Origin of the sequence: Pelagimonas varians (assembly GCF_003208435.1) — a bacterium.
In the GTDB taxonomy this organism is placed as follows: Bacteria; Pseudomonadota; Alphaproteobacteria; order Rhodobacterales; family Rhodobacteraceae; genus Pelagimonas; species Pelagimonas varians.
The window spans coordinates 55,080-67,930 of sequence record NZ_QKMF01000017.1 but is presented as its reverse complement, the minus strand read 5'-3'; the positions used below and the strand labels follow the sequence as shown (position 1 = coordinate 67,930).

General features: G+C 58.1%; 11 protein-coding genes. All 11 read left to right on the top strand.

Annotation, left to right across the window (positions count from 1 at the left end; translation table 11 throughout):
• Positions 1–12: 12 nt before the first annotated feature.
• Positions 13–1,227: a DUF4147 domain-containing protein gene (locus tag C8N36_RS18765; protein WP_245910977.1), complete on the top strand. Its 1,215-nt coding sequence runs from the start codon at positions 13–15 to the stop codon at positions 1,225–1,227.
• Between the two features lie 54 nt (positions 1,228–1,281).
• Entirely contained in the window at positions 1,282–1,707 is a 426-nt protein-coding gene (locus C8N36_RS18760; RefSeq protein WP_170125921.1) for a hypothetical protein, read from the top strand.
• 330 nt (positions 1,708–2,037) lie between these two features.
• Entirely contained in the window at positions 2,038–2,997 is a 960-nt protein-coding gene (locus tag C8N36_RS18755; RefSeq protein WP_245910976.1) for an alpha/beta hydrolase, read from the top strand.
• A gap of 66 nt (positions 2,998–3,063) precedes the next feature.
• Entirely contained in the window at positions 3,064–4,065 is a 1,002-nt protein-coding gene (locus C8N36_RS18750; RefSeq protein ID WP_245910974.1) for an Lnb N-terminal periplasmic domain-containing protein, read from the top strand.
• 61 nt (positions 4,066–4,126) lie between these two features.
• The gene (locus C8N36_RS18745) at positions 4,127–5,569 is read left to right on the top strand and encodes a DUF6880 family protein (RefSeq protein WP_097806365.1); all 1,443 of its coding nucleotides are present in this window, start codon (positions 4,127–4,129) and stop codon (positions 5,567–5,569) included.
• Between the two features lie 73 nt (positions 5,570–5,642).
• The gene (locus tag C8N36_RS18740; RefSeq protein ID WP_097806366.1) at positions 5,643–6,755 is read left to right on the top strand and encodes an MHYT domain-containing protein; all 1,113 of its coding nucleotides are present in this window, start codon (positions 5,643–5,645) and stop codon (positions 6,753–6,755) included.
• 140 nt (positions 6,756–6,895) lie between these two features.
• Complete coding sequence (locus tag C8N36_RS18735; protein ID WP_097806393.1) at positions 6,896–7,762, top strand: FAD binding domain-containing protein; 867 nt, start codon at positions 6,896–6,898, stop codon at positions 7,760–7,762.
• A gap of 12 nt (positions 7,763–7,774) precedes the next feature.
• Positions 7,775–8,269 (top strand): (2Fe-2S)-binding protein, encoded by a 495-nt coding sequence (locus C8N36_RS18730; protein ID WP_097806367.1) that lies wholly within the window; start codon positions 7,775–7,777, stop codon positions 8,267–8,269.
• Positions 8,266–10,683 carry an aerobic carbon-monoxide dehydrogenase large subunit gene (locus C8N36_RS18725; RefSeq protein WP_097806368.1) on the top strand — a complete coding sequence of 806 codons (2,418 nt, stop codon included), beginning with the start codon at positions 8,266–8,268 and terminating at the stop codon, positions 10,681–10,683. Before C8N36_RS18730 ends, C8N36_RS18725 begins: the two co-directional genes overlap by 4 nt.
• Before the next feature lie 118 nt (positions 10,684–10,801).
• A complete protein-coding gene (locus C8N36_RS18720) occupies positions 10,802–11,665 on the top strand; it encodes an AAA family ATPase (protein WP_097806394.1) in 864 nt (287 codons plus the stop codon).
• Positions 11,662–12,843, top strand: coding sequence for a vWA domain-containing protein (locus tag C8N36_RS18715; protein ID WP_097806369.1), 1,182 nt, complete (start codon positions 11,662–11,664; stop codon positions 12,841–12,843). The genes C8N36_RS18720 and C8N36_RS18715 overlap by 4 nt, the downstream gene beginning before the upstream one ends.
• Positions 12,844–12,851 lie beyond the last annotated feature (8 nt).

Genomic DNA, 12,851 nt, shown 5'->3' with positions numbered 1-12,851 from the left:
ACGGAATGACCCTTGAACGGTTTTGACCGATTAATTACACCGGTCACGTATCAGGAGGCGATCATCGTGACACAGGGCAACTCATATCGGGCCGACCGGAAACAACGCGCCGTTGCGCTATGGAACGCTGGCACCCACGCCGCAAACGGTACGTTTTCGGTGCGTAAAGCCATTGAAACTCAAGGGCTTACCGCGCCAAGCGCGATTGTCTCTATTGGCAAGGCAGCTTCGGCCATGGCCTTGGGTGCGCTCGAAAAATTCGAAGTCGAAATTCCTACGCTTGTCATAACCAAATACGATCACACCGCGCCGGAATTGGCCGCAAACGCCACGACCTCGGTCATCGAAGCGGCCCATCCGATCCCGGATGAAAACTCGCTCATTGCGGGACGCAAAGCGCTTGATTTTGTGACGGGCCTCACCGCTGAAGACCGGCTGATGTTGTTGATTTCGGGCGGTGCGTCGTCTCTGGCTGAGGTCCTTGCCCCCGGCATAACGCTGGATGATCTAAAATCACTCAACCAAGACATGATCAGCCAAGACCGGACAATCGAGGAAATCAACGCCGCACGGCGCAAGCTGTCTTTGATAAAATCCGGCGGGCTATTGTCTCATTTCAAAGGTGCACATGTTGATGTGATTTTCATTTCGGATGTGTTGAAGGATGATCCGAATGTCATCGGCTCAGGCATCGGAAGTGTCGGCACCCAAACATCTCCGCCGTTTTCAATCAACAGCTTTGTGGCCGCCAACAATCAACAATCCCGACAAGCTGTCGCTGACGAAGTTACCGCGCAAAACCTGCCGGTGATTGAAAATGCAGAATCTCTGTATGGCGAAATTTCAGACCTGGCAAAAACCTTGGCTGAAAAGCTACGCAACGGTGAAAACGGCGTTTACGTCTGGGGCGGAGAGCCCGTTGTAAACCTGCCGGAGAACCCCGGCAACGGAGGCCGGAATCAGGCGCTGGCTTTGCTTTTGGCACGTGAATTGCACGGTCAGGACGACATTGCGATTGTGGTGGGCGGAACTGATGGAACAGACGGGCCAACTGCAGCGGCAGGCGGTGTCGTTGATGGCAACACCTATGACCGCGACCAAGGCCATGACGCTGCCATCGCGCAGGCAAATGCCGGCGACGCACTGGCGGGGGTGGATAGCCTTTTGATCACCGGACCAACCGGCACCAATGTGATGGATTTGATCGTGGCGGTGAAAGGTCCGTGATCAAAGGGCCAAAACGCGCGCTTTGCCAGCATTCGACGACATAAGAGGACTGATGTGATGGTTTCAAAATGTACCTTGTCTGCAATGGCCGGACTCTTCTGCCTCTTTGGGGCCACCACACCCGTTCGGGCGGACAATACCACCGCCCCCTGCCCCGTCATCGACAGCATGGATTGGCAGGCTTGGGTCAACAAGATGCCCGGCCCCGACGGGCCCAAACTACATGTCACGGGCCAGATCACTCTGCCAACTCCCGGTTATGAGGTCACCCTTGAACTTGGTCCGCTGGACCGAAAGGCGATCCCGACGCAGCGCCTTGTCCTCATGGCCACCCCCCCCGAGGGTATGGCCGCGCAGGTCATTGATCCGGTTGAGGTCACCTTCGAACACCCTTCGCAGGTCAGACGCTACGGCGCGGTGGCTATTGTGTGCGGCGACACCCTGCTGGCCGAAATTTCCCCCGTCGCAGACATCCACTAGGCGCAAGTAGATGATGCCCTAAATCCCAAACTCGTCCGGAATGCGCGGGCCATTTTTTCTAACCCGTTGTTCAGCCAACGCCCGCCCGCTAGGGTGGCCACAACAAAAGGCCGAACATATGGTTGGCCACGGAACAAGGGCCTCGTTCATATGGCTTTGAGCTGTCATGTCGTTCAAACGACTGCACGCATCCCGCGGCTTTTCAGTTTGTGGGTGGCTTTTGTATTCCTTCTGACGTCTTGCGCCGAACCGCCGCCGTTGATTGGCATCGACAACCCCGAAATTCCGGCGGCCTCGGTAACAGACGCCACCAGGCACAAAATATTCCTGATGACGACGCGGCAGCCAACCGAAGTCACCGGCGCATTCTTTTCCGAAAAACGCGCCATTGAGATGGGGCTGGCGGCGGTGACGGTCTCGATCCCGCCCAATCACGTATCCGGAGAGCTGAACCGCCCGATGCGATTGCCCCCCGATCCCCGAGAAGAATTTACAGTGGTCGATCCGGTGCGCTACGACGCGCACAGCGCCTTTGTTCGGGATGTGAACGCCGAACTTGCCAGCCGCCCGCCGGGCGAGCGCGAGATCATGTTCTTTGTCTCTGGATATAATACAACCACCAGCCATTCCGTCCTGCGGCTGGCGCAATTTGTCGAAGACAGCGGCTATAAAGGCGTTCCGGTGCTGTTCGACTGGGCCTCGGCTGGCAGCCTGAGGCGGTATGTTTACGATTTGAACAGCGCCTTGATCGCGCGCAGTGCAATGACGGACATCCAAACCATTTTGGGCAAAACCCATGTCGAAGGTGTGACCATGTTCGGCTATTCCATGGGCGGCCTTCTGGTCATGGAAGGGCTGAACGAAATGGCCCTGCTGGGCACATTGAACCGCACAGGGAAACTGAAAGGCATTATTTTGGCGTCTCCTGACATCGACATGGATTTGTTTCGCACCCAGATCTCCAGAATTGGCGACCTGCGCAAGAAACTGTATGTTTTGATTTCAGACGATGATGGCGTTTTGAACATGTCCCGATTGCTGGCCGGTGGCGTGCCACGGGTTGGCGCAGCCAATGCCGACGAGCTGGCCGAACTTGGCGTCAATGTGATTGATCTGTCCGAAGTCAACGATTCATCAGCAGGGAACCATTCCAAGTTTTCAGGGTCCCCCGAGGTGGTCAAACTGATCGGGCTTGGCTTGAACAACAATGATCGCTTTGACAGGGGCAGTCGAAATAACCGTCTACAAGACATTCTGGACGATCTTTCCATACGCGTTGTGCTCCAATAGATCACAGGATTGAATTTGCGGCCAAATCTGCCCGAAACGGCACTGGCTATAATAAGGGTAGGTATTGTGCGGAAATTCGGATTGGTTTTGCTGCGGGCAGGTTTGCTCATTGCTCTGGCTGTTGCTGCGGCTTGGGCATTTCTGGCCATCGGCTACCGGCTTGAGGTTGCGGACCCGCTTCGTATGGGCCTGCAAGGCATTGTTATATTGGCCGCCCTAGGTGCAGTGCCGCGCCTGATGGGGCGCGGCTGGACAGCGGGTTTTTTCAGCTTTGTCGCAGTTTTGGCGGTGGTTCTGGTCTGGTGGAACACCTTGATTGCCCCCGCAGACCGCCAATGGGCCCCCGAAGTGTCGCGGCAGGTCACCGGCGTGATTGACGGCGACCAACTGCGTCTCTCCAATTTGCGTGACTTCGTTTGGACCACCCCGGAAGAGTATACCGAAAACTGGATCGACACCGAATACGACCTGAGTCAGTTGCAAACCACCGATGTGTTCTTGTCCTATTGGGGACCGCAATACATGGCGCATCTGATCGTCAGTTTCGGCTTTGCAAACGGCGATCAACTGGCTTGGTCCGTAGAAGTGCGCCGCGCCCAAGGCGGCGGGTTTTCCCCGATTGCAGATATGTTCAAGGCCAACACGCTGTCCATTCTCGCGGCCAGTGAACGCGATGTCGTCGGGCTGCGCAGCAATGCGCGCGGCGAAGATGTGCATTTGTACCGCCTAAAGGTCACTCCAGAAGCAGCCCGCAACATCCTTGAACAATACGTGCAAGATGCCACTGATCTGGCAAAAACGCCGCGATGGTACAATTCCCTGTTCACCAACTGCACCACAGTCGTGTTCCAAATCATGAGCGCGGTTGGGTCAGGCCAACCCATTGACTGGCGCGTCATCGCCAATGGGTATCTGCCCGAATACGCCTATGAACATGGGGCGGTGAACACAGACGTCCCGCTGGAACAGCTGCGTGAATTGGGCCGGATCGCTCCGCGTGCACTAGCCCATGGGTTGGTTCCCGGTTTCTCGGCCGCCATCCGCCAAGGCGTACCCAGCCCCAACTAGACCGGCTTTTTTTGCCAATGGGTGCTTGAACGCCCCCTGCCCCGCTGCCAAAGTCCGGCGCATGTCAAAAAAGACCCTGAACGCAGAAAACCTTGCCCGCCTCGGCGCGGATCGACTGGCCGAGCTGATGATCGAGGTCAGCACCGGCAGCGCTGACATCAAACGCCGTCTGCGGCTTGAGCTGAGCCATAATCTGGGCGCGCAGGAATTGGGCCGCGACGTGCGCAAACGTCTGGTGACCCTGCGCCGCGCCAAAAGCACCATCGGCTGGCGCAAGCGCAAGGCGTTCTTCAAGGATTTGCACACGCAGGCCGATATGATCACCGCCCGCATTGCCCCCGAAGATCCGGCGCTGGGGCTAGATCTGCTGTGGCAGTTTCTGGAACTTGTCCCATCGGTCTACAGCCGCACAGATGACAGCCGCGGCGAAATCTCTGACGTGTTTGGCACAGCGTTATCGCATATCGGCCCGATCGCCGAAAACGCGATGCCTGATCCCAAGGCGCTTGCCGATCGGGTTTGGGAAGCGGTCACAGACAACGGCTTTGGTGAATTTGACGGCGTGATTGTGGCGCTGGCCCCCGCCTTGGGCTCCATTGGTTTTGACCGGCTGACCGCGCAGGTGGATGCCTATGAGGCCGAACCCTTGCAAGATCCCGAGATGGATCACGAAGCCCTTGCCTTTTTGCGGGCGCTGCGCAGCGAATCCGGCAATTACCATGCCGAAAAGAAAGCGCGTTTGATCCGGCAGATCCGCCAGCAAATCGCGCAGGCGAGTGGGGACACCGATGCCTTGATCGCCCAATATTCACCTGCTGCGCTCAGCCATCCTGAAACCGCCGCCGAAATCGCGGCCCGTCTGATCGACAAGGACCGCGCGCAAGAGGCTTTGCAGTACCTAAAAGACGCGGCACCAGATGAATTGGATCAAAGCCGCAGCGCTTGGGATGCAACCTATATCCGCTGTCTTCAGGCTTTGGGCCAGCCCGAACAGGCACAGGCACACCACTGGACCTGCTTTGTGCAAACACTGGACGCCGACCATCTGCGCGCCCACCTCAAGCTTTTGCCCGATTTTGACGATGTCGAAGCCGAAGACGCCGCCCGCGATCACGCCTTGGGCTATGCCGATGCCATGCGAGCCTTGTCGTTTCTGATCGCTTGGCCGGATCTGCCCGGCGCGGCCACCCTTGTTTTGAACAGGCACCATGAGCTGGACGCCGAGCGCAGCGATGTCTTAACCCCCGCCGCCGATGCGTTGCGGGTCCGGTTTCCTTTGGCGGCGACCTTAATCCTAAGGGCGATGATCCTTGAAATATTGGACCTCGGAGCCAGCCGCACCTACACCCAAGCCGCCGAACTGTTGGCCGATTGCGCCGCGCTGGACGCCGAGATCGCAGACTATGGCGACCTGCCCGATCACACCAGTTTCCTGCGGGCATTGGTGGCGCAATATCCCCGCAAATCAGCGTTTTGGGACAAGGTCTCGTTTGCGCAGGGCTGATTGTGATCCCCTGTGCCTGTTACCGCAGTCAGAAACCTTGCGAAAATGTCGCACGATAGGGTAGGCATCGCTTATGCAGATCCTTGATTTCACTCATAACCCGATGTTGGTCTTTGCCTCGCTACTGGTGGCGATGATGGCAGGTTTCACTGGCCTGTCGCTGACCAAAGGCCTGTCGGACCGACCGATAGCACAACGTAAGATCCTGATTGTACTGGCGTCTATCGCACTTGGCGGCGGAATTTGGTCGATGCATTTTGTCGCCATGTTGGGGCTGCAATTGCCGATCTTGTTCTACTACGACGCGGCGATCACCCTAATTTCGGCGTTGGTTGCGATCCTTGTGGTCGGCTGCGCCTTGTTGATTTTGCATTTCTGGAAACGCACCCGCGGCACGTTGGTCTTGTCCGGCGTGATTGTCGGCCTCGGCGTTGTGGCCATGCATTATCTTGGCATGTCGGCCATGGAGCTGTGTCAGGCGCTGTATACTCCGGCAGGCATCACCTTGGCGATCATTGCATCGTGCGGGCTGAATGTTGCCGCCTTTGCCATCGCTTATGGCAAGCGCAGCCAGCGCAATATCATTGTCGGCACGCTGTTCTTTGGTTTTGCGGTCTTTGCCGTGCATTTTGTGGCCATCGGCGGCACCAGTTTCGTTGCCGTCGATGTCCGATCCGAAGTCGGCCCACTGATCAGCAACGAAGTCATGGCGATCGGCGTCGTGCTTAGCAGCTTTGTCCTATGCGGGGCGTTTTTACTGACCGGTGTCACGGTGCTGGCTCCGTCCGGCAAACCGCCCGCTCCCGTTCCAGTCCCTGCGCCGGAACAACCACCGGCCCCCCTTGCCCCCCACGGTGCCCAGCAAATCCCCTATGAGCATGAAGGCCGGACAGCCTTCATAGATTCCGGCGCTGTCGTCGCTATTCGGGCCGAAGGGCACTACACCTATCTCTATACCGCCACCGACAAACTGTTTTGCGTCTGGTCCATATCAGAGGCGGAAAAGCGTCTGGCACCGGGCCCCTTTATCCGCACCCATCGCAGCTATCTGATCAACCCGTCCCATGTCAGCGGCTTCAAGCGACTCAAAGACAATGGCGTGTGCCACTTTGAAACGACCAACTTGGCAAAGGTTCCGGTCAGCCGGTCCCGCCTGAAGGATGTACGCGACGCGCTTGGCGTCTGACACCTTCGCATTTCGTGCAGCCAGACGCGCATTTCGTGCGCAAACCCGCGTTTTTCAGTTAAAATCAGATGCACGACAGGCCCTCCATGCATCAGCCTCTACCGACAGCCAGTTACATGGTGATCCGGGGAGGAACACAGATGATACCAGCGGCGTTCGATTATTATCGGCCCAAAACCATGGGCGACGTCATCGCGCTTTTGCAAGAACACGGCGATGATGCCCGTGTTATGGCAGGCGGTCACAGCCTAATTCCAATGATGAAACTGCGGATGGCAGACGTCCCGCACTTGATCGATTTGCAAGCCATCGACGGGCTTGATGCCATCACGATTGACGGCGGGCGCATCACCTTGGGGGCCATGGTCACCCAGCACGATCTGATCAACAATGACGGTCTTTCGAATGCCGCACCGATCTTGAGCGAAGCGGCGCTGCAAATCGCTGACCCTCAGGTGCGCTACATGGGCACCGTCGGCGGCAATGTGGCCAACGGCGATCCGGGCAACGATATGCCGGGCCTGATGCAATGCCTCGATGCGCAGATCAAAGTGGTTGGCCCCGATGGCGAACGCATGATCGCAGCCCGCGACTATTACGAATCTGCCTACATGACCCTGCGCGCAGATGACGAAGTGCTTGTCTCTATCGAATTTGACGCCCCAGCCGGCGGCCACGCCTATGAAAAGCAAAAGCGCAAGATTGGCGATTACGCCACCGCAGCAGCAGCCGTTCAGATCACGTCTGATGCGGGCAAAGTCGGCTCTGCCTCGATCGCCATGACCAATCTAAGCGATGTTCCGGTCTGGTCCGAAGCTGCGGGTGCGGCGCTGGTTGGCACCGCTTGCGACGACACCGCGATCAAAGCAGCCGTGGCCGCGATGCTCGGCGATATTGACCCGTCCGAAGACAACCGCGGGCCGGTTGCCTTCAAGCGCCATGTCGCTGGCATCACACTCAGCCGCGCGATCACGCGCGCCTGGTCTCGAACAACAGCACGGGCATAAGGGGGGAACAACATGTCTGACAAAATGCACATCAAACTGACCGTCAACGGCGAGGACAAAGAGTTTCTGGCCGAACCACGCGACCTGCTTATTTACGCCCTGCGGGAAAAGTTGAACATCACAGGCCCACACGTCGGCTGCGACACCTCGCATTGCGGGGCCTGCACCGTCACGCTGAACGGCAAATCGGTGAAATCCTGCACAATGTTTGTCGCCCAAGCCAACGGAGCCGAAATCACCACCATCGAAGGCATTGGATCACCCGACGCCCTGCATGTCTTGCAAGAAAGCTTTAAGGAACATCACGGTCTTCAGTGCGGATTTTGCACGCCGGGTATGATCACCCGCGCCACAAAACTGCTCGAAGAGAATCCGACCCCCACAGAAGAAGAAGTCCGTTTCGGAATGGCAGGCAATATCTGCCGCTGCACCGGCTATCAGAACATCGTCAAATCCATCCTTGCTGCGGCAAGCGAAATTAACTCCGCCAAGGAGGCCGCAGAATGAATGATATGACCCCTGATCGCGAAGAACGCTCCGCCAATCTAAAAGGCATGGGCTGTTCGCGCAAACGCGTTGAAGATTCGCGTTTCACCCAAGGCAAAGGCAACTATGTCGATGACATCAAACTGCCCGGCATGTTGCACGGCGATTTTGTCCGCTCGCCCTATGCCCACGCCCGCGTGGTTTCGATCAACAAAGAGGCCGCCCTAGCGCTGCCCGGTGTTGTCGCCGTCCTGACCGCCGACGACCTGCGCCCGTTGAACCTGCACTGGATGCCAACCCTTGCGGGTGACAAACAGATGGTTCTGGCCGATGGCAAAGTCCTGTTCCAAGGTCAGGAAGTCGCTTTTGTTGTGGCCTCTGACCGCTACGTCGCCGCCGATGCAGTGGAATTGGTCGAAGTTGAATACGAAGAGCTGCCGGTCATCACTGATCCCTTTGAATCGCTGAAATCCGATGTGGTTTTGCGTGAAGACCTTGAGGGCCAGACCGAAGGTGCGCATGGACCGCGCAAGCATCACAACCATATCTTTACATGGGAACAAGGCGACGAGAGCGGCACCAATCAGGTGCTCGACAATGCCGACGTGGTTGCAACCGAAAGCATGTACTACCACCGCACCCACCCCTGCCCGTTGGAAACCTGCGGCTCGGTCGCATCGATGGACAAGGTTAACGGAAAGCTGACCCTGTGGGGCACGTTCCAGGCACCGCATGTGGTGCGCACCGTGGCTTCGCTTTTGTCCGGCATCGAAGAACATAACATCCGTGTTGTTTCCCCCGATATCGGCGGCGGATTTGGCAACAAAGTCGGGGTTTATCCCGGCTATGTTTGTTCCATCGTTGCCTCGATCGTCACCGGAGTTCCGGTGAAATGGGTCGAAGACCGGATGGAAAACCTGATGTCCACCGCCTTTGCCCGCGATTACCATATGACCGGCAAAATATCGGCCACCAAAGAGGGCAAGATCACCGGCCTGCATTGCCACGTCACGGCTGACCACGGCGGTTTTGACGCCTGCGCGGACCCGACCAAATTCCCCGCCGGCTTCATGAATATTTGCACAGGATCCTATGACATCCCCGTGGCTTATCTGGCGGTTGATGGCGTCTACACCAACAAGGCCCCGGGCGGCGTTTCCTATCGCTGCTCCTTCCGCGTGACCGAAGCGGTGTATTTCATCGAACGGATGATCGAAGTCCTTGCGATTGAGCTGGGAATGGATTCAGCCGAACTGCGCCGCATCAACTTTATCAAGAAAGAGCAGTTCCCCTACACCGCCGCCTTGGGCTGGGAATATGACAGCGGCGACTACCATACCGCTTGGGACAAGGCGCTCAAAGCCGTTGATTACGACGGGTTGCGCAAAGAACAGGCCGAACGGGTCGAGGCGTTCAAGCGCGGTGAAACCCGCACGCTGATGGGCATTGGTCTGACCTTCTTTACCGAAATCGTCGGCGCCGGTCCGGTCAAAAACTGTGACATCCTTGGCATGGGCATGTTCGACAGCTGCGAAATTCGCATCCACCCCACAGGGTCTGCGATTGCGCGTCTGGGCACAATTTCCCAAGGTCAGGGCCACGCGACAACCTTTGCGCAAATCCTTGCCTCGGAAATCGGCATTTCGGCAGACAGCATCACCATCGAAGAAGGCGACACCGATACCGCGCCCTACGGGCTTGGCACTTACGGGTCACGCTCAACGCCTGTTGCAGGGGCGGCAACGGCGATGGCAGGGCGCAAAATCCGTGCCAAGGCACAGATGATCGCGGCTTATTTGCTTGAGGTCCACGATGACGACGTCGAATTCGACATCGACCGGTTTGTGGTCAAAGGCGCACCTGAAAAGTTCAAGACAATGAAGGAAATCGCCTACGCCGCCTATAATCAGGCCATTCCGGGGTTGGAGCCGGGTCTGGAAGCGGTCAGCTATTACGATCCGCCCAATATGACCTATCCTTTCGGGGCCTATGTCTGTGTGATGGACATTGACGTTGACACCGGTGTTCCGGAAATTCGCCGCTTTTACGCGTTGGACGACTGCGGCACGCGGATCAACCCGATGATCATCGAAGGTCAGATCCACGGCGGTTTGACCGAAGCGCTGGCCGTCGCCTTGGGACAGGAAATCGCCTATGACGACATCGGCAATGTGAAAACCGGAACCTTGATGGACTTCTTCTTGCCCACCGCTTGGGAAGTGCCGAACTACGAGACCGATTTCACTGTCACCCCCAGCCCGCATCACCCGATCGGCGCTAAAGGTGTCGGCGAAAGCCCGCATGTCGGCGGTGTGCCGTGTTTCTCGAATGCGGTTCAAGATGCATTCCGGCCGTTTGGAAACCGTCACACCAACATGCCCCATGACCACTGGCGCATTTGGCAGACCGCAAACCGGCTGGGCCTGCACGATTAAGTGAGGGATGTCGGACCGGCTTTGCCGGCCCGACAAACCGGAGGGGGTTCTACCCCCTCCGGACCACCCCCGGGATATTTTTAGACAGAAGAAACAGGGGCCGGATGTGACCTATCACATGCTGCAAACCGCCATGGCGGAACAGGGATATATTGCCGATGATGATCTGGCGATGGCCATTCATCTGGCGCTGTCGCTTGGGCGTCCGCTGCTTCTTGAAGGGGCGGCTGGGGTCGGGAAAACCGAAGTGGCACGAGTGCTGTCTGCGGTTCGTGAGACCCAATTGATCCGGCTGCAGTGTTACGAAGGCTTGGACGCGGCGCAGGCGATTTACGAATGGAACTACCAGCGGCAATTGCTGTCGATCCGCGCCGCTGCCGAAGACGGCGAAACCGGCCGCAGCGTTGAGACCCGCATTTTCTCGGAAGAGTTTTTGCTGGAACGCCCGCTGCTCAAGGCGATCCGCCAGCCTGTGCCACCGGTGCTGTTGATCGACGAAATCGACCGCGCAGATGAGGAATTTGAGGCCTATTTGCTGGAAATCCTGTCCGATTTCCAGATCACCGTGCCGGAGTTGGGCACGATTACAGCCACCTCGCGGCCCATCGTCATATTGACGGCAAATGGCACCCGCGACCTTTCGGATGCGCTGCGTCGCCGATGTCTGTACGCCCATGTCGCCTATCCGGACCGCAACACCGAGCTGGCCATTCTCAAGGCCCGCTGCGCCGGTATCGAAGCGCAGCTTGCGGGGCAGATCGTTGGTTTTGTGCAAAGCCTACGCAAAGAAGATCTGGAAAAGACACCCGGCATCGCAGAAATGCTGGATTTTGCCGCCGCCTTGTCCGGCCTTGGCATCAACGATCTGACCCATGATCCGGTGGTTTTGCAGGCGACTCTGGCGACTTTGCTGAAAACCCAAAACGACCGCGCCAATATCACCACCGAAGTTGCGCAGCGCCTTGCCGGCAAAGCCGCATGAGCCGCGTTACCAAATTCGCGGCTCAAGACCCCGGTCCGACCGCCCGCATGGCCGGTTTCATGGCGCATTTACGTGAAAACGGTTTGCGGCTCGGCGTTGGCGAAGCCGAAGCGAGCCTGACCGCCCTGACCCATGTGCAATCCGCCGATCCTGCCGCAGCCCGCAGCGCGTTGCGCGCCGTTTGCTGTGGATGCGCCGAAGATACCGGCCGTTTTGACGACCTGTTCAATGCATTCTGGCTGAACGGCGGACGTGTTGCCGAAAAGGTCATTCCGGCCAAAACCCCCGCATCGGACCACATCCACAGTTCCCGCAATGCCGAGGGTCAAGAGGCGGATGGTGGCAGCGGCGCGCCTTCGACTCCGGATGGTGGCGACGGCGAGGCAGAGGCCGACGGCGAGGGCCGTTTGATGGCCAGCCTGCACCAAGCCAAAATGAAAAAAGACCTGCGTGATCTGGTGCAACCCGAAGACATCGCAGAGGCGCAAAAAATCGCCCAGCGTTTGGGCGCTGCGCTGCGAGATCGCCGGTCGCGCCGCCGCAAACAGGCCCGCAAAGGTGACCAGATCCATTTCCGCAAGGTGATCCGGCAAAGCCTTGCCACTGGCGGTGAACCTTTGCAGCTGCCGCGCAAACAGCGGCCCGACCGGCCTTTGAAAATTGTCACCCTGTGTGACGTGTCCGGATCAATGACCAGCTACGCGCAGGTGTTTCTGGCCTTTATCGCCGGAATGATGCGTGCCGACGACAGCGCCGATGCCTATCTGTTCCACACCCGCCTTGTCCGCATTGCCGAAGCCTTGCGTGACAAAGATGCCCTGCGCGCCCTTGGCCGGCTGTCCGTTCTGGCCGACGGTTTTGGCGGCGGTTCGAAAATCGGGGCCTCGCTGGATCAGTTCAGCCGCACCTATGCCCGTCGGTTTGTCGATGGCCGCACCGTCGTTTTGATCTTGTCCGACGGATATGACACCGACACCCCCGAGTTGATCGGCACCGCGCTGGCCCGCCTGAAAAAACGCGGCTGCAAGATCATCTGGCTCAACCCGCTGAAGGGTTGGGATGGCTATGCGCCCGTGGCCAGCGGCATGTCCGCGGCCCTACCCCACCTTGATTTATTCAAACCAGCCAATCGTCTGGCCGATCTGGCCGCCCTTGAAGAGGAGCTGACCCGCCTATGATGCTGAAA

Bases quoted from the DNA above. Each gene is read 5' to 3' on its own strand.
- C8N36_RS18720 (WP_097806394.1), top strand. From the start codon at position 10,802: ATGCTGCAAACCGCCATGGCGGAACAGGGATATATTGCCGATGATGAT.
- C8N36_RS18740 (WP_097806366.1), top strand. From the start codon at position 5,643: ATGCAGATCCTTGATTTCACTCATAACCCGATGTTGGTCTTTGCCTCG.
- C8N36_RS18715 (WP_097806369.1), top strand. From the start codon at position 11,662: ATGAGCCGCGTTACCAAATTCGCGGCTCAAGACCCCGGTCCGACCGCC.
- C8N36_RS18755 (WP_245910976.1), top strand. From the start codon at position 2,038: ATGACGACGCGGCAGCCAACCGAAGTCACCGGCGCATTCTTTTCCGAA.
- C8N36_RS18735 (WP_097806393.1), top strand. From the start codon at position 6,896: ATGATACCAGCGGCGTTCGATTATTATCGGCCCAAAACCATGGGCGAC.
- C8N36_RS18745 (WP_097806365.1), top strand. From the start codon at position 4,127: ATGTCAAAAAAGACCCTGAACGCAGAAAACCTTGCCCGCCTCGGCGCG.
- C8N36_RS18730 (WP_097806367.1), top strand. From the start codon at position 7,775: ATGTCTGACAAAATGCACATCAAACTGACCGTCAACGGCGAGGACAAA.
- C8N36_RS18725 (WP_097806368.1), top strand. From the start codon at position 8,266: ATGAATGATATGACCCCTGATCGCGAAGAACGCTCCGCCAATCTAAAA.